Below are 14607 nucleotides of genomic sequence, written 5' to 3' on the forward strand. Positions count from 1 at the left end.
ACACAAAAAACAGACCGATTTTAATCGATAAAATATTCAAGATTTATTAATAGAAAACACAAGCATACACAACCATACATAACGAAAGGATTTTTATTTTACCATGAATCTATCATCCGCTCCTGACCTTGAAAACCAGATTTCCTCCTGCGAGCTCTGTCCTCGTCAGTGCAAAGTCGACCGGCGCACCCGCTCCGGCTACTGCTCCTCCCCGGCGGGAATCTTCTGTGCCCGCGCTGCACTCCACCACTGGGAGGAACCCTGCATCAGCGGTTTTGCGGGCAGTGGCACGGTCTTCTTTTCCGGATGCACCCTGCGCTGTGTCTTCTGCCAGAATTATGAGATCAGCCAGGAGCATTTCGGAAAGAGCCTGAGTAGCGAACAGCTCGCCAAGGTCTTTTTGAATCTTCAGGATCAGGGGGCACACAACATCAACCTCGTGACCGCGACCCAGTATCTGCCGTGGATTCTCCCGGCACTCCGCCTCGCCAAACCAGACCTCAAGATCCCGATTGTATATAACTGTGGGGGATATGAGCGCGCCGAGACCATTCTCGCGCTCAAGCCCTATGTCGACATCTGGCTTCCGGACTTTAAGTATCTCGACTCCGACCTCGCCCGCCGTTGTTCCGGTGCTCCCGACTACTTCACACAGGCAAGCTCTGCGATCGCCCAGATGATTGAGCAGACCGGCACTCCGTCGTTTCACACGGAAGTTTCTCCGGATGGTCAGGAATTTTCGATCATGGATCGGGGCGTCATCATCCGCCACCTCGTTCTTCCCGGACACAAGGACGACTCGATCGCCCTCTTAACCTGGATCGCTGACCACTTCCCGAAGGATCAGTTTTTTATCAGCCTGATGAGCCAGTACACGCCCTACCGCCGTCTCGACAACTGCCCGGAACTGAACCGCCGGATCACCAGCTATGAATATGAAAAAGTCGTCGACACCGCGCTCGCCCTCGGTCTCGATCACGGTTTTATGCAAAAAAAAAGCAGTGCGCGTGAAGAATACACGCCACCGTTTAACTTGGAGGGATTGGAATTCGATCAACCCTGATCGTTCCATAAAACCTAGGAAAGCGGATACCAATGATTGACATCTCTGGCATCCGCTTTCAGTTCACTTCGTCCACTGGACTATACCTCTCTTTGCTTTTTCCTTATGAAGTTTTTTGTTCTATATGTATATCTTTCTTCCTCTGTATGTGGTTGATTTTTTATTTTCCTTCCTTTTTTATATCTCTTTGTTTTCTGTTATTCGATTCTGAAATCTATCGTCCTTCTTATACTTTCTCGTCATATAAGAAAACCGATTCTTTTCTCTCTGTCTGCAATAACGTTTGGATCTGGAAAATATGTTTCTTGTTCCACTTACAGATTCTTTTCCCTGTTTCCTATCTTATCTTCTTCTCTTTTCCTTTCGGATTTTCGATTTTGATAAGGGAAACTCATTTAACTGTTCGGTGGATTGTACCTCCTTTTCTTAGATTTTTTTGAAATTCCCTTTCGCTGAGAATTTCTTTCGAGAACTTCTTGTGTTCTCTTTTGTTTTGTTTCTGTTTCTTTGTTGTCTTTATAATACCAGATCCATCCGTTTTTGTCAACACTTTTTGTAAAATATTTTTATATTTTTTGTAAATCGTCAAATTGTATATAAATATTCAAACAATTTATTCACTTAGAACTTTTCAAAGCGCTCCACATCTGTCACGAAGATCGTTGCTCCGCCCGTCTCCACGCTGACTGGCATCGTCATATAGTTGCCCGCCATCGATCCAATGCTCGGACTCGGCATATCACAGCTGATCTTCTGACGTTTGCCACAGGTCTCACGAATCAGCTCAATCGCATAATCCACCTTGTCATCCTGCGTACCGATCATCAGCGTTGCATTTCCCTTTTTCAGGAAACCTCCCGTCGTCGCAAGTCTCGTCACGCTGTAACGATGATCGTTCAGAACATCCGTCACTCGGTTTCCATCATCCGCACTCACAATCGCATAAATAATTTTCATAGTTCCTGTTCCTTTCCTGATCTTTTCTGGTCTTTTCTGATCTTTTCGTAAATGGTCACGAATTCTCACGTCCTGATTTTGCAACTCTTCTGTCACTCTTCGTTTCCCCACACGATCAGACGCGATCCTCTGCGTTTTCGGTATCTACCAGGTATCTTTACCAGGTATCCAATCTGCGTCTACGCAGATATACAATTACGCAGATATGCAATTACACAGATATACAATGAGGAAGTCTGGCATATGCAGGCTTCCCCTCTGTCCTTTTTATTTTATTACGCTGTGAGAACTTTTGCAAGCTCCTTCATCTGCTCTTTTGTGTCTTCCTTCACCGTCGAACGGATTGTAACCATCGGCTCTGCAATCGTGATGTTCTTCATCGTCTCAAGGATTCCCTTCATCACCTTTCCTGCAAGCGGTGCCCAGGTGCCATTCTCGATGATTCCAACGGTACGCTTCTGGTAATTCTTCGATTTCAGATGCAGAAGAAACTCCTCCATGCACGGGAAGACTCCACCGTCATAGGTTGCTCCGGCGAGAACGATACGGTCATAGTAGAAGGCTTTGCGAACCGCATAGGAGACATCGGTGCGGGAGAGATCCATCACCGTCACATCTGCCTCGCCATTCTCTCTCAGATACTCTGCCATCAGCTGGCTAGCCTTTGCGGTGTTGCCGTGAATCGATGCAAATGCCACGAGAACGCCCTTCTTCTCCGGCTCATAACTGCTCCAGGTCTGATACAGTCCCAGGTAATGTCCAAGGTTCTCCTTCAGAATCGGGCCGTGAAGCGGGCAGATCATGCGGATGTCGAGACCGGAAGCCTTCTTCAAAAGTGCCTGCACCTGAACGCCATATTTTCCGACAATGTTCAGGAAATAGCGACCTGCCTCATCATCCCACTCCTCGTTCACATCGGTTGCACCAAACTTGCCGAATCCATCCGCGGAAAACAGGATCTTCTCACTCTGCTCATAGGCAACCATTACCTCCGGCCAGTGAACCATCGGTGCCATGAAGAACTGAAGCGTATGGCTTCCAAGCTCCAACGTACCGCCCTCCTTCACTTCCACCTTGCGGTCAGTCACATCAAAATCGAAGAACTGTGCCATCATGCCAAACGTCTTTGCATTGCCGACAATCTTCGCCTCCGGATACTTCTCTGCAAATTTCTGCACGTTTCCGGCGTGATCCGGCTCCATATGGGAAACCACAAGATAATCGACACGACGACCGGCAAGCACGCGCTCAAGATTTGCAAACCACTCCTCAGTTGCTCTCGGGTCCACGGTATCCATGACTGCAACCTTCTCGTCCAGAATCACATAGGAGTTATAGGAAACGCCATTCGGAACCGGATACTGGCTCTCAAACAGCTCAATCGTCTTATCATTTGCTCCAACATATACGATGGAATCGGAAATCTTCATATCACTGATCATTTTCATTTCTCCTCTATCTTTCTCTACTTTATGTGTTTTCTTTATGTCTGCCCAGAAAGGAACCTGGTTGCCTCCCCTTTTCTGAAAAAGTTTGTGATATTTTCACTTCCTCACTCACAGAAAATGATGGGATATCCTCCTCACAGAAAATGGTGGAATATCCTCTCCGAGCTATAATGCGAATAGTTACTATTTTTATTTCCAAGCTATTCTATCACAAAATCTTTTATATTTCTACCCCCAATGTTAGGATTTTATCATTCTTTTTTCAAAATTCGAGATCACACCTGCCACATCCGCCCTCGTGTACGGTTTCTCCAGAAACGTATATGCCTGAATCTTCCACGCCTCGAGCGAAAATCCCGGAATGCTCGACATCAGCACAACCGCCGGCGGATTCGGAAGCTGTTGCAACTTTCTCGCCAGACTGATTCCGCTGATGTCCGGCATCACAATATCGGTGAAGACGAGATCCACTTCCTGCTCTCTCACAAAATCCACGACGGAAACTGCCTCCTCAAATCTCGCGACAAGTTCCACGCCGTCGATCGCCTCCAAAAATCCTCCAAGCCTGTCCAAAAGTTCCGGCGCATTATCTACAATTACCGTTTTGATTGCCATTTTCTTTTCCCCACACATTCTCCCCATACATTTTTTCACATATTTTTTTCACACATTTTTTTCACACATTTTTTCCACTCAGATTCTTAATTGAAATTTACTGAAATCTGGGGGGATTTTTGAGTTCACACTCCGAGAAGATTTTTGCGACGGCATCCCGGTAGACATCCATCTTCACTGCCTTTCGGATCTGTTTGAGCGCCTTCTCATCATTCTCAAATGCCTGTCCGAAGTAAAACCAGAGTTCCTTCATCTTGAACAGAACATTTCGATCCCCAGGAATCGCCTCTCCGTATCCCGCTAAAAGTGCATCGTGAAATTCGCGAAGTCTCTTCTTCTCATCGCACTTGAATTTCTCTCCGTTTTCTTTTTCCAAAGATTCCAACGAGCGGGGATCGCTTTGTCGGTTCCCGATGGACTCTGCCTCACGACCTCCATGATCCTCCTGCATGCCTGCAATCTGCTCTGCAAGCGCCGGATTTGTCAAAAGTCCACGCCCCATCATCACACTCTCTGTATTCGGAAAACGCTCGATCAACTTCTCAAAATCCTGAACCGAAAACAGATCGCCGTTGTAAGTGAGCGGAATCGGATTGGATTGAGTTTTCTCCACCGCCATCTCGTAGGCATCGAGATTCGGATGATTCCGGTAAAAATCAGTCTGAATCCGCGGATGCACAATCAGCTCTGAGAGCGGATACCGACTGTAAATCTCCAAAAGCTCTTCCCACTCCTCCGGGCTGTCTTTTCCGACCCTTGTCTTCACAGAAATTTTCATTCCGAGTCTGTCGATCCCGTCACACACCTCCTCAAGAAAGGCATTCAGTGCGACCGGAAATGCGAGAAATCCCGATCCTCTCTTCTTTGTCACAACCGTTCCCGATGGACATCCGAGATTTAAGTTGACCTCCTCGTAGCCGAGATCTCTCAGTTTCTCCGATGCCCAGAGAAAATCCTCCGCCTTGTTCGTCAATATCTGCGGAATAATCACAATTCCCTGATTGTGCTCCGGGAGAACATCGTTCATCTCCCTGCTCGTAAATTTTCTCGTCTGATTCGGCGTGATAAACGGAGTAAAATAGCGGTCTATCCCTTTATAAAACTGATGATGGGCATTCCGGTAGACATAGCCGGTGATTCCCTCCATCGGTGCAAATTCGTATCTCATAAATATCGTATAATTCCTTTTTTGTTTTTCGTTTTGCCGTCTTCGCACTCAAAGCATCGACAAAATCTGTTCAAGTCGATGCTTGGGCAAAATCCCATTGCCACCATGTACCATGTTGTCTTACGGCACGTTCGGTTCCAAAAGTGCCCACCTGCGAACAGCAACACACTCATTTTATCATATCCTCCCCGCTCCTACAATTTACATTTTTTTCTGTTTGTGTTACAGTAACATCATAGTTCCTGTACACGGGCAGAAATGGTTTCTTCATTTGTAAGTTTATCTGAGACCGCCAGGAACAAACACGCAAGAACACAAGAAATGGAGGAATTATAGATGAACGCTGTAATGGAAAACATACTCACAAGAAGAAGTGTACGTGCCTTTGAAAAGAAACCGATCCCAGCAGAGGAACTTGACCAGATTCTTCAGTCTGCAATCTACGCTCCGAGCGGAATGAACCGCCAGACCTGGCAGTTCACCGTCGTGACCGATACCGAGAAGATTCAGGAGCTTGCACATGCGATCGGCAAGGCACTCGGACGCGAGGGATACGATATGTATCAGCCGTCCGCAATCGTGATCACAACAAATGAGAGAACGAGCCGTCACGCGATCGACGACAATGCCTGCGCAATGGAAAATATGTTCCTCTCCGCCCACTCTTTCGGCATCGGTTCTGTCTGGATCAACCAGCTTCGCGACTGCTGTGATGTGCCGGAAGTCCGCGCAATCTTAAAGAAATGGGGTGTTCCGGACGATCACTCCGCTTACGGAATCGCTGCTCTCGGCTATGCAGCTCCGGCTCCGGAAAAGGAGATCCATAAGACCGGAAAGATTGTATTTGTAAAATAAAATATCAAACAAATCAAACGCCGGATAAATCAAATAAATAAGACAGCAGATAAACAAAAAGGAGACTCCCCTCTCATCGAACGGAAGTCTCCTTTATCTGTCTTATATCTGTCTTAATCCCACTTATTTTTATTTCTTATTCTTATTTATTTTATCTCTCGCTTACTTATTATCTCCTGTCCTGACAAGTTGAAAGCCTGGAAACGGGTTTTCTCACAGAAATCTCGCTGATTAACGCAGAGCCGATGATCAGGACCGCTCCCAACATTCCAAATATCGATAACTGTTCATGAAGCACAAGCGCCGAAAGAATCAGCGCGAACACCGGATCAGTGTAACTCAGGACCGCAATCGACTGGGCTTTCAACTCTTTCATGCTTCCAAAGTACAGCGCATAGGCGATGCCTGTGTGCACAATGCCCACGATGATTACCATGATGATCGCCAGCATATCCAGGTTCTGGGAATTCCCGCGCTCCGTCACAAGCAGATACGGAATGAGAATCAAAGTCGCAAAAATCAGCTGAATCACGGTTTTCACGTAGGAATCCTCCACCTGTATCTTTTTATTCAGAATGATGACAGAGGCGTAAAGACCTGCTGCTCCCAGTGCATAGAGCATTCCCGTCATATCTTCCGCGCGGACTTTTCCTCCCTCCATGATTCCGGAAAGAAAGACCATTCCGATAATCGCAGTGATCGCACACGCCAGTTTTTTCCCTGTGATCCTCTCTCTCAAGACAATCGGAGAAATCAATACCACAATCGTCGGTTGCATATAATAGCACATCGTCGCCATCGCCACGGTCGTGTAATTGTATGCCTCAAACATAAAAATCCAGTTTACCCCAATCAGTGCCCCTGTGATCGCAAGAAGAAAGAGATTTCGCTTTCCCAGGTTTGGCAATTTGCGACCTCTCAGAAAAATAAACAGAAGCAAAAACGCACTTCCAAGAAAGCCACGGGTACATGCAAGCATCCCCGAGGACAGTGGTATATATCTTCTGAAAATTCCAAGCGTGCTAAAAATCAGCATCGCCGAAAGAATCATCAGATAAGATTTCAAACTATTTTCACGCATCGTTATTGTCTCTCTCCAGTCAACCAAGTTGTCGGTTTTTTTCAATTTTCAAAATGGTTCTACCCACTTTTCTGTATCTAATCTTCTGGGTTTATTTTACACTTCTAGTCTTCCCGGCACTCCAGAATATCGCTAAAGAACTGGTCCATCTCCTTCTTCGTCGGGAAGATCGCAACATACATCTGATTTCCCATCGCAGTCGCAAGCACATCCGGAAGACGCTGATCCATCTTGATCTGCTCCCCGTATCTCTCTCTGATCTGCTGATCGCTCATCACAAATTTCTTGCCATCGCGACGTCCGGCAAATGCGCAGTAGGAACGGCGACCCGGTTTCATCTCTGTCTTATCAAAGGCAATCATGTCCGCCCAGATCTTGTATACATTCGTGCTGTTTGCAAAGTCCATCATGTCCGGGGTAAAGCCACCGCACGGGCGCATGTTGACCTCAAGCGCCATCACATCGCCTTTGTGACCGAGCCCCTCATGATCCTTTGTCAGACGGAAGAACTCAAAGTGGACAAAACGGCTCTTAACGCCGAAACTCTTGACCGTCGCACGACCTGCCATTCTCACATCCGACGGAAGATCGCGGACAATATAGTAAATCGAATTATCGCCGTTATTTACGATATCCATGATCGAAACCGGAGTCACATTTCCTGTCTCAAACAGAGGATTTCCGTGAGAATCAATGATCGCATCGTAAGAATTGATCTCCGCCTCGATGAACTCCTCCATGATATACGGAACATCCGGCATCTTCTCCTCCCGCTCCTTGAGGAAATCTTCCAGTTCCGTCTCATTTTTCAGCTTATAGGTGCTCGCCGCACCGACTCCGTTGTCCGGCTTCACGACAACCGGATAACCAACCTTCTCAATAAATGCCTGACATCCCTCAAGATCATCGACGAGATGATAGCGCGCTGTTGGAATTCCGACACGCTGATAATACTCCTTCATCTTCGACTTGTACTTGATGCGCGGAAGATCTTCCTCCTGAAATCCACTCGTGATGTGAAATGCCGTTCTCAGCTTGGCATCGCGCTCAAGCCAGTACTCGTTGTTCGACTCAAGCCAGTCAATCTGACCATGCTTGAAAATCAGAAATGCCACACCACGGTAGACTTCATCATAATTTTCAAGGTTGCTGACCTTGTAATACTCATTCAAGCTCTCCTTGAGATCCTCGCTCAGCTCATTGTAAGGCTGATCTCCGATTCCAAGCACGTTCATTCCATTTTTCTTCAACTCCCGGCAAAACTGCCAGTAGTTTGTCGGGAAATTCGGTGAGATAAACACAAAATTTTTCATAAACTCCTTTTTCCTCCCTTTTTCTTTCCAACGTCACCTTATAAACGCTTTTACGTCATAAACTCTTTTACATTATAAGATCTTTTACCTCACAGGCTCCTTTTTGCTTTGTACCTTTGGGATTTGTACCCTTTGGATTTCCTTTAGCTTTTTTGCATCCTGTTTCGCGTTTATGCATCCTAGGCATGCTGACCTAAGAGATACGGCACAAAATATGCCACCTGCTTGTGCCACCACGGCCAGTCATGGGAGACATCATGACCCCAGTAATCCACCCACGCGTCAATGTGTTTCTGCTCCAAAATTTGTTGAAGCTGTCTTGTGGACTCCGGAATTTCCCACGGTCCCTGTCCGGTACAGAAAATCGCATTTTTCTGGTTGTAGAGTTCAATATACGGATGGTTTGTCGGCATGTTTGCGAGGTAATCCACCGGCGAGTTGATATAGACAATATCATCCATATAGTCTCCGAATCCGTAGGATGCCGAGTACACACCACTCAAAGCCAACACGCCGTCAAAGAGATCCGGTCTTCGGAAATAGAGATTTGATGCATGTGTCGCCCCGAGGCTACATCCAAATGCAATCACATCCGGATATCCCGTCCAGCCATTTCTATCATTCACCGTCTTTCTCATAAACGGCACCATCTCATCCGTGATATAGCGAATCCACTGTTCATATCGACGAATTCTCCAGTACGGATCTCCATTTGCGTCCGACCAGGTCTCACGGTCAATCGTGTCGATCGCGAACACGATCACATCCCCGCGGTCAATCCACGGTGCCCAGGTCTCATGCATATGAAAGTTTTCAAAATCGAAAAAACGCCCGTCCTGACAAGGAATATAGAGCACCGGTCTTCCTCCATGACCGTAAATCTTACACTCCATATCTCTTCCCAGAGCCGGGCTGTACTGCTTTACGTAATTCATCTCCATCTTGTTCGTCATCCTTTCTCAGGCAGATTTCCATTGCTTTTTTATGAATCGAACTCTTTTTATTACTATTTACTATCGTTACTATCGCAAAGCCTTAGATCATTGCTACCGCTGATAATTCAGGGCTTCCATAAAAAATGGGATCTGACGCTCCCAGCTCGCCTCGCTGTGCGTGCCTCCGGGAATAATTCGAGAAGAGACAAAAACGCCTTTCTTGATCAGAAGTCCCGTCACCTTCGCAAACTGTTCGGATGCCTTCTCGCGATATCCAAGCTCCTCGGAGCCGTAGTCGAGATAGACCGCCGTCTCCGGTCCATAATTCGTCTCTCGAATCATCTTGGCGATCTTTCCCGGTGCCGTCCAGATCGACGGAGAGAGAGACACTGCCTTGGAGAATACCTCATTGAACGCACTGACTGCATACAGGCTCATCAGGCCACCCATCGAGCTTCCCGCGATGTAGGTGTGCTCCCGATCCGGAATCGTGCGGTAATTCCGGTCAATGTACGGCTTAAATTCGCGCACAAACCATTCCATCGTCTCTCTTCCGCGTCCCTTAAATTTTCCATAGTTTGCATCAGAAAAATCAAACGGAGAATACTCGGAGAGTCGTCCATTGTCCGCTCCGCGGTTACATTCCACCGCCGCTACGATCATCTGGGTCTTACTTTGATCCATGTACTCTTTCATTCCCCAGCATTTTCCATAGGTGGCATCCCAGTCAAAAAATACGTTGTGACCATCAAACATATATAAAACCGGATATCGCCGTTCCGGGTCCCATTCATAAGATTCCGGCAGATAGATATAAGCTCTGCGCGGTTCATTTCCCGTAAACTGTGGAATTGTAATCTCCCATTTTTTCACCATTGTCTTGTATTCTCGCTCTCTTAAAAATTCCTGCACATTTTTGCCCTAAGGCGCAGTCGCCTCCTCAACGATCTACTGCTGTGCGAATTACGTGAAAAAGAATGTGCTTTAGAACATTCTTGCGGAGCATTAAAACGCTCCCGTGTTATGGATAGTTTAACACAGGAGCGTCCTCTTTTCAATGCAGACCACAATACTTCACAATACTTAAAACGGATGCTTTTAATTCTATTGATTCAAATGAATTCCATTAAATTCTAGCAACTTCTATCGAATTCTATCTGAATTTCGCTTCAAAATTTCTTCTCATCCGGTGCACTTCCTCAAGCAGATCTCTCGCCGTCTCTCTCGGATTCTCGGATTTCATAATCGCAGATACGACCGCAATTCCGGCAATTCCGGTTCCATCCAGAATTCCCATATTTCCCCGGTTCAAACCGCCGATCGCAACTGCCGGAATCGGCACAGCACGGCAGATCGCATCGAGAGTCGAAACCTCGGTGCGGATTGTCACAACCTTTGTCGTTGTCGGATAAATCGCTCCGACTCCGAGGTAATCTGCCCCATCTTCATATGCCTTGAGCGCCGTCTCCACGGTCTTTGCGGTCGCTCCGACGATCTTGTCCGGTCCGAGAATCCGACGCGCCTCCGCAACCGGAAGATCAGACGATCCGACGTGAACACCGTCCGCTCCACATGCCATCGCCACATCCACACGGTCATCAATAATCAGCGGAACGCCATAGCGCTCTGTGATCGCGCGAACTTTTCGTGCTTTCTCAAGATACTCCCGTCCTCCCGCATGCTTTTCTCTCAACTGTACAATCGTGACTCCACCCTCACATGCCTCCTCGACTGTCCGAAGCAACGATTCCTCCGTGTGATAGGTGCTGTCCGTCACCAGATACAGACTCATATCCAAATGTTTCATCTCTGCATCATCCTCCCCTCGTTTTGATTTCCTATTGATTTCCTATTGATTTTCTATTTTTTCCTAGTTCTAATTTCCTATTTTTTTCTAGTTCTTATCTCTTTTCTTTATTTCTTTTCTCTGTTTCTTTTTTGTCTCTTTTTTCTGGTTCTTTCTCGTCCATTTTTCTTTTTACGTCACAGAGGGAAAATCTGGGCTTTTCCCGCAAACTCTTCATCGCTCAAACAGAAAATTTCATCGAGAAGTGACGTCTGGAAACTTCCCGGACCGTGAGAAACTTTTGTCGCCTTCTCCCCTGCAATTCCCATCGTGACGACACCGAGAACTGCCGAGAGCGCCAATTCTGAAAACGCGGATTCTGACTCTGCATAAGAATCACCCACCAAATGCTCAGAATTCGTGAATTTTATTCTCCCCATAGAAGAGCTAGGAGACCCGGTTGAGACTGCCGGCAGATAGGATGCGGTCAGCGCTCCCACCATACATCCCGTCCCTGTGATTCCGGACAATGCCAGATCTCCGTTTGAGACAAGAAATGCCTGATCGGAGACCGCAACGAGATCTTTTTTCCCGGTTGCAAGAACCGCACAGCCCAACGTTTTCGCCAACGATTTTGCGACTTCTCCGCGCTGGCTCTGATTCTCCTCAGAAACCGCATCCTCCGCCCCGGCATCGATGCCGGTTCCGTGAAACGGCAGGGAGGCAACCGCCAAGATCTCCGAGATATTTCCCTTGATCACCGCAAACTGCCCATCTTCCAAAAGGGACTCCGCAAATCTCCGGCGCAGATGACTGCAAGTCACGCCGACGAGATCAAGGATTACCGGAATCTTGTCTCGGTTTGCCTGCGCAAGTGCAAGCCTCATCGACTCCATCCTCACATCCGTGATATTCCCGAGATTCAGCATCAAAGCGGAGGAGACCGCTGTGATCTCCTCCACTTCCTTCGGATGTTCTGCCATGATCGGTCGCGCGCCCGTCGCCAAAATCACATTCGCGCAATCATGAATCGAGATCGGATTTGTGATACAGTGAATCAACGGCTGTGTCTCTCTAATATAATTTCGCATTTCCTGCATGCGTTTCATCAGTTGCATGTCCATCTCTCTTTTTTCTTCCGTTCTTGTCATAAATTTTTGCTCCCAGACTCTCCTGAATTTTTGCAAGCATTCCCGTCTGGCTCAGCGCCTTTAAAAATACATATGCGGTAACTCCGCCCATAATCGTCGCGGAGATAAACATCGGGGTGTAATAGAACGCGTTGAGTCCCTCTCTTCCCATCAGAAATGCCATAACCGGATAAGAAACGAGGGAACCGATGATTCCGGTACCGAAGATCTCACCAAAGACCGCGCAGATAATTTTTCCCTTTGAGGCGCGGTAAAACACACCGGAGAGAAACGCTCCGAACACCGCTCCGGTCAGAGCCAGAGGCGGAATTCCCATGAACATCATGCGGATCACACCGATCATGCAGGCACACAGAAGCGAATACCACGGCCCCATAAACACGGAACAGGTGATATTGATCAGATGCGCGGTCGGGCACATTCCCTCAATTCTCAGAATCGGGGAGATCACCACGCCGATTGCCACCATCATTGCCAAAAATACCATGCGAAATGTCTTTACTCGTTCTTTTTCCATCCTTTTCATCCTCCTGATTTCGGTATTTTGGATCTCTAATTGAAACCTGCAAAAATAAAAAGAGCATATCTTCCGGGAAACTTGCTCCGGAGATACACTCCTCATTCTCAGGCTTCCCTCCGTTGGCATTACCCAAATCAGGTACGGTCGAAGATCAATCTTCCTCTCAGCCTGTCACACAGGCTCCCGCGCTTGTCATCTCATCGCTATCTTTTTTATTTTTAAAAATTTGAAAGTTTTAAGACTTTTTCTGTTTTGCTCTCTTATTTTTCGTTACCAAGCATATCATATTTGATAAAAAGTGTCAATTGTTACTGTTCACGCCTTGCGCAAACATATTCTGGACAAATCTGTCCGCGCCATTGTAAAATAAAACCAGGAATGATGATATAGATGATTGATATAAATGATAGGAATGATGAAATGGAGTTTTTTGATTATGGCAAATATCATAGAAATTAAAGATTTTTCTGCACCGGAACTTGACTTATATGCACGGCTGAATGAAAACCAGCTTCTGCGCTACTACGAACCGCAGACCGGGCTTTTTATCGCGGAAAGCCCCAATGTCATCACGCGGGCGCTTCAGGCAGGCTACGAGCCGATCTCCTTTTTGCTTGAGAAAAAACACGTTGAGACGCAGGCGAAAGATCTACTCGCAAAATGCCCGGATGTTCCGGCATATGTCGCAGAATTCGATGTTCTGACAAAGCTCACCGGCTTTGCGCTGACGCGCGGAATCCTCTGTGCCATGCGCCGAAAATCGCTTCCGTCGATCGAGAGTGTCTGCGCGAACGCTCACCGCATCGCCGTCCTCGAAAATGTGATGAATCCGACAAATGTCGGCGCGATCTTCCGCTCCGCTGCCGGTCTCGGCATGGATGCCGTGCTTCTGACACACGGATGCAGTGATCCGCTCTATCGCCGTGCCTCTCGCGTCAGCATGGGAACCGTCTTTCAGATTCCGTGGACCTTCATCGACGGAGACTGGTCAAAAGACGGCATGGATCGCTTAAAGGCGATGGGATTTCGCAGTGTCGCAATGGCACTCAAAAAAGACTCCGTCTCGATCGACGATCCACAGTTGATGCGCGAAGACAAACTCGCTCTGGTTCTCGGAACAGAGGGCGATGGTCTCGCTAAAGAAACGATCGCAAACTGCGACTACACCGTGATGATCCCGATGTACCATGAAGTCGATTCCTTGAACGTCGCAAGTGCCAGCGCGGTCGCATTCTGGCAACTCGGACGCAGAAAACAGTGACCCGCAATCCGTTCAAATCGATGCTTAATGCTTACAAAAACGTGACGCATGACTCCGGTCCGCTTGCTGAGACTTACTGAAATTCTTTTCTCAGAATTTCCTTGGGCGCAGAAATCTCATTCGCAATCGTGTGCTCCGTCAGCTCCGACAAGAGCTTGAGTTTTGCATTGATCAGAGGGCGCATGCAGTTCGGGACATGCTCCTGATGCGCCCTGTGAATTGCCACGCATTCCTTGCAGTTTCCGTGATACCGGCAAGCCTTCTGGCACGAGCAGTGGTCTTTGTCTGCATACTCTTTGCGAAATTCACTCGCAAACTCTTCTTGCAGGCGCAGACCCTCCGCCCGGTTTCCCTTGTGGAACTCTACCATTGCTAATTTTTCTTTCTCATTTCCCTCGATTTTCATACTTCTATATCCTATACCCTATACCCTTTTTGCTCCTATTTCTTTACT

Annotated in this window: 15 protein-coding genes and 1 riboswitch; of the genes, 3 read left to right on the plus strand and 12 right to left on the minus strand. The window is 47.3% G+C overall.

Features of this window, described 5'->3' with window-relative positions; all coding sequences use genetic code 11:
* Positions 1–103: 103 nt before the first annotated feature.
* The gene (locus ACR0QT_RS01090) at positions 104–1063 is read left to right on the plus strand and encodes a radical SAM protein (protein WP_432629060.1); all 960 of its coding nucleotides are present in this window, start codon (positions 104–106) and stop codon (positions 1061–1063) included.
* Between the two features lie 621 nt (positions 1064–1684).
* On the opposite strand, the gene ACR0QT_RS01095 is transcribed toward ACR0QT_RS01090, so the two are convergent.
* The 4 genes from ACR0QT_RS01095 to ACR0QT_RS01110 form a co-directional block, all read right to left on the minus strand.
* Positions 1685–2020, minus strand: a complete 336-nt coding sequence (locus ACR0QT_RS01095) for a cyclic-di-AMP receptor (RefSeq protein ID WP_177977370.1) — start codon at positions 2018–2020, stop codon at positions 1685–1687.
* 275 nt (positions 2021–2295) lie between these two features.
* Positions 2296–3459 carry an FprA family A-type flavoprotein gene (locus ACR0QT_RS01100; protein WP_432629101.1) on the minus strand — a complete coding sequence of 388 codons (1164 nt, stop codon included), beginning with the start codon at positions 3457–3459 and terminating at the stop codon, positions 2296–2298.
* Positions 3460–3708: 249 nt separating this feature from the next.
* The gene (locus ACR0QT_RS01105) at positions 3709–4083 is read right to left on the minus strand and encodes a LytR/AlgR family response regulator transcription factor (protein WP_432629061.1); all 375 of its coding nucleotides are present in this window, start codon (positions 4081–4083) and stop codon (positions 3709–3711) included.
* 97 nt (positions 4084–4180) lie between these two features.
* The gene (locus ACR0QT_RS01110; protein ID WP_432629062.1) at positions 4181–5251 is read right to left on the minus strand and encodes a tRNA dihydrouridine synthase; all 1071 of its coding nucleotides are present in this window, start codon (positions 5249–5251) and stop codon (positions 4181–4183) included.
* A gap of 336 nt (positions 5252–5587) precedes the next feature.
* Between ACR0QT_RS01110 and ACR0QT_RS01115 the strand changes: the two genes are divergently transcribed.
* Positions 5588–6106, plus strand: coding sequence for a nitroreductase (locus tag ACR0QT_RS01115; protein ID WP_432629063.1), 519 nt, complete (start codon positions 5588–5590; stop codon positions 6104–6106).
* 169 nt (positions 6107–6275) lie between these two features.
* Here the strand turns inward: ACR0QT_RS01115 and ACR0QT_RS01120 are convergent, their stop codons facing one another.
* The 7 genes from ACR0QT_RS01120 to thiW all read right to left on the minus strand — a co-directional run bounded on the left by ACR0QT_RS01120 (position 6276) and on the right by thiW (position 12889).
* Positions 6276–7187, minus strand: coding sequence for a DMT family transporter (locus ACR0QT_RS01120; protein ID WP_432629064.1), 912 nt, complete (start codon positions 7185–7187; stop codon positions 6276–6278).
* Between the two features lie 104 nt (positions 7188–7291).
* A complete protein-coding gene (locus ACR0QT_RS01125; protein WP_432629065.1) occupies positions 7292–8500 on the minus strand; it encodes an ATP-grasp domain-containing protein in 1209 nt (402 codons plus the stop codon).
* Positions 8501–8679: 179 nt separating this feature from the next.
* Positions 8680–9441, minus strand: a complete 762-nt coding sequence (locus ACR0QT_RS01130) for an esterase family protein (RefSeq protein ID WP_432629066.1) — start codon at positions 9439–9441, stop codon at positions 8680–8682.
* A 105-nt stretch (positions 9442–9546) separates the two neighbouring features.
* Positions 9547–10311, minus strand: a complete 765-nt coding sequence (locus ACR0QT_RS01135) for an alpha/beta hydrolase (RefSeq protein WP_432629067.1) — start codon at positions 10309–10311, stop codon at positions 9547–9549.
* Positions 10312–10588: 277 nt separating this feature from the next.
* Positions 10589–11242 (minus strand): thiamine phosphate synthase, encoded by a 654-nt coding sequence (thiE, locus tag ACR0QT_RS01140; RefSeq protein ID WP_432629068.1) that lies wholly within the window; start codon positions 11240–11242, stop codon positions 10589–10591.
* Positions 11243–11418: 176 nt separating this feature from the next.
* Complete coding sequence (locus tag ACR0QT_RS01145) at positions 11419–12372, minus strand: hydroxyethylthiazole kinase (protein WP_432629069.1); 954 nt, start codon at positions 12370–12372, stop codon at positions 11419–11421.
* Positions 12296–12889 carry an energy coupling factor transporter S component ThiW gene (gene thiW / locus ACR0QT_RS01150; protein WP_432629070.1) on the minus strand — a complete coding sequence of 198 codons (594 nt, stop codon included), beginning with the start codon at positions 12887–12889 and terminating at the stop codon, positions 12296–12298. The genes ACR0QT_RS01145 and thiW overlap by 77 nt, the downstream gene beginning before the upstream one ends.
* Before the next feature lie 96 nt (positions 12890–12985).
* A riboswitch (TPP riboswitch) is annotated at positions 12986–13089 on the minus strand.
* Between the two features lie 239 nt (positions 13090–13328).
* On the opposite strand from thiW, the gene ACR0QT_RS01155 reads away from it, so the two are divergent.
* Positions 13329–14153 carry a TrmH family RNA methyltransferase gene (locus ACR0QT_RS01155; RefSeq protein ID WP_432629071.1) on the plus strand — a complete coding sequence of 275 codons (825 nt, stop codon included), beginning with the start codon at positions 13329–13331 and terminating at the stop codon, positions 14151–14153.
* 73 nt (positions 14154–14226) lie between these two features.
* Here the strand turns inward: ACR0QT_RS01155 and ACR0QT_RS01160 are convergent, their stop codons facing one another.
* Positions 14227–14559, minus strand: a complete 333-nt coding sequence (locus tag ACR0QT_RS01160) for an LPS biosynthesis protein (protein ID WP_432629072.1) — start codon at positions 14557–14559, stop codon at positions 14227–14229.
* Positions 14560–14607 lie beyond the last annotated feature (48 nt).

Origin of the sequence: Brotaphodocola sp. (assembly GCF_050873365.1) — a bacterium.
GTDB lineage: Bacteria > Bacillota > Clostridia > Lachnospirales > Lachnospiraceae > Brotaphodocola.

What these genes read in the sequence shown, in the direction of transcription:
- ACR0QT_RS01145 (WP_432629069.1), bottom strand. Translation starts at nt 12,372, where the DNA reads ATGACAAGAACGGAAGAAAAAAGAGAGATGGACATGCAACTGATGAAA.
- ACR0QT_RS01135 (WP_432629067.1), bottom strand. Translation starts at nt 10,311, where the DNA reads ATGGTGAAAAAATGGGAGATTACAATTCCACAGTTTACGGGAAATGAA.
- thiW (WP_432629070.1), bottom strand. Translation starts at nt 12,889, where the DNA reads ATGGAAAAAGAACGAGTAAAGACATTTCGCATGGTATTTTTGGCAATG.
- ACR0QT_RS01095 (WP_177977370.1), bottom strand. Translation starts at nt 2,020, where the DNA reads ATGAAAATTATTTATGCGATTGTGAGTGCGGATGATGGAAACCGAGTG.
- ACR0QT_RS01105 (WP_432629061.1), bottom strand. Translation starts at nt 4,083, where the DNA reads ATGGCAATCAAAACGGTAATTGTAGATAATGCGCCGGAACTTTTGGAC.
- ACR0QT_RS01125 (WP_432629065.1), bottom strand. Translation starts at nt 8,500, where the DNA reads ATGAAAAATTTTGTGTTTATCTCACCGAATTTCCCGACAAACTACTGG.
- ACR0QT_RS01115 (WP_432629063.1), top strand. Translation starts at nt 5,588, where the DNA reads ATGAACGCTGTAATGGAAAACATACTCACAAGAAGAAGTGTACGTGCC.
- ACR0QT_RS01110 (WP_432629062.1), bottom strand. Translation starts at nt 5,251, where the DNA reads ATGAGATACGAATTTGCACCGATGGAGGGAATCACCGGCTATGTCTAC.
- ACR0QT_RS01160 (WP_432629072.1), bottom strand. Translation starts at nt 14,559, where the DNA reads ATGAAAATCGAGGGAAATGAGAAAGAAAAATTAGCAATGGTAGAGTTC.
- ACR0QT_RS01120 (WP_432629064.1), bottom strand. Translation starts at nt 7,187, where the DNA reads ATGCGTGAAAATAGTTTGAAATCTTATCTGATGATTCTTTCGGCGATG.
- ACR0QT_RS01090 (WP_432629060.1), top strand. Translation starts at nt 104, where the DNA reads ATGAATCTATCATCCGCTCCTGACCTTGAAAACCAGATTTCCTCCTGC.
- thiE (WP_432629068.1), bottom strand. Translation starts at nt 11,242, where the DNA reads ATGAAACATTTGGATATGAGTCTGTATCTGGTGACGGACAGCACCTAT.
- ACR0QT_RS01130 (WP_432629066.1), bottom strand. Translation starts at nt 9,441, where the DNA reads ATGGAGATGAATTACGTAAAGCAGTACAGCCCGGCTCTGGGAAGAGAT.
- ACR0QT_RS01155 (WP_432629071.1), top strand. Translation starts at nt 13,329, where the DNA reads ATGGCAAATATCATAGAAATTAAAGATTTTTCTGCACCGGAACTTGAC.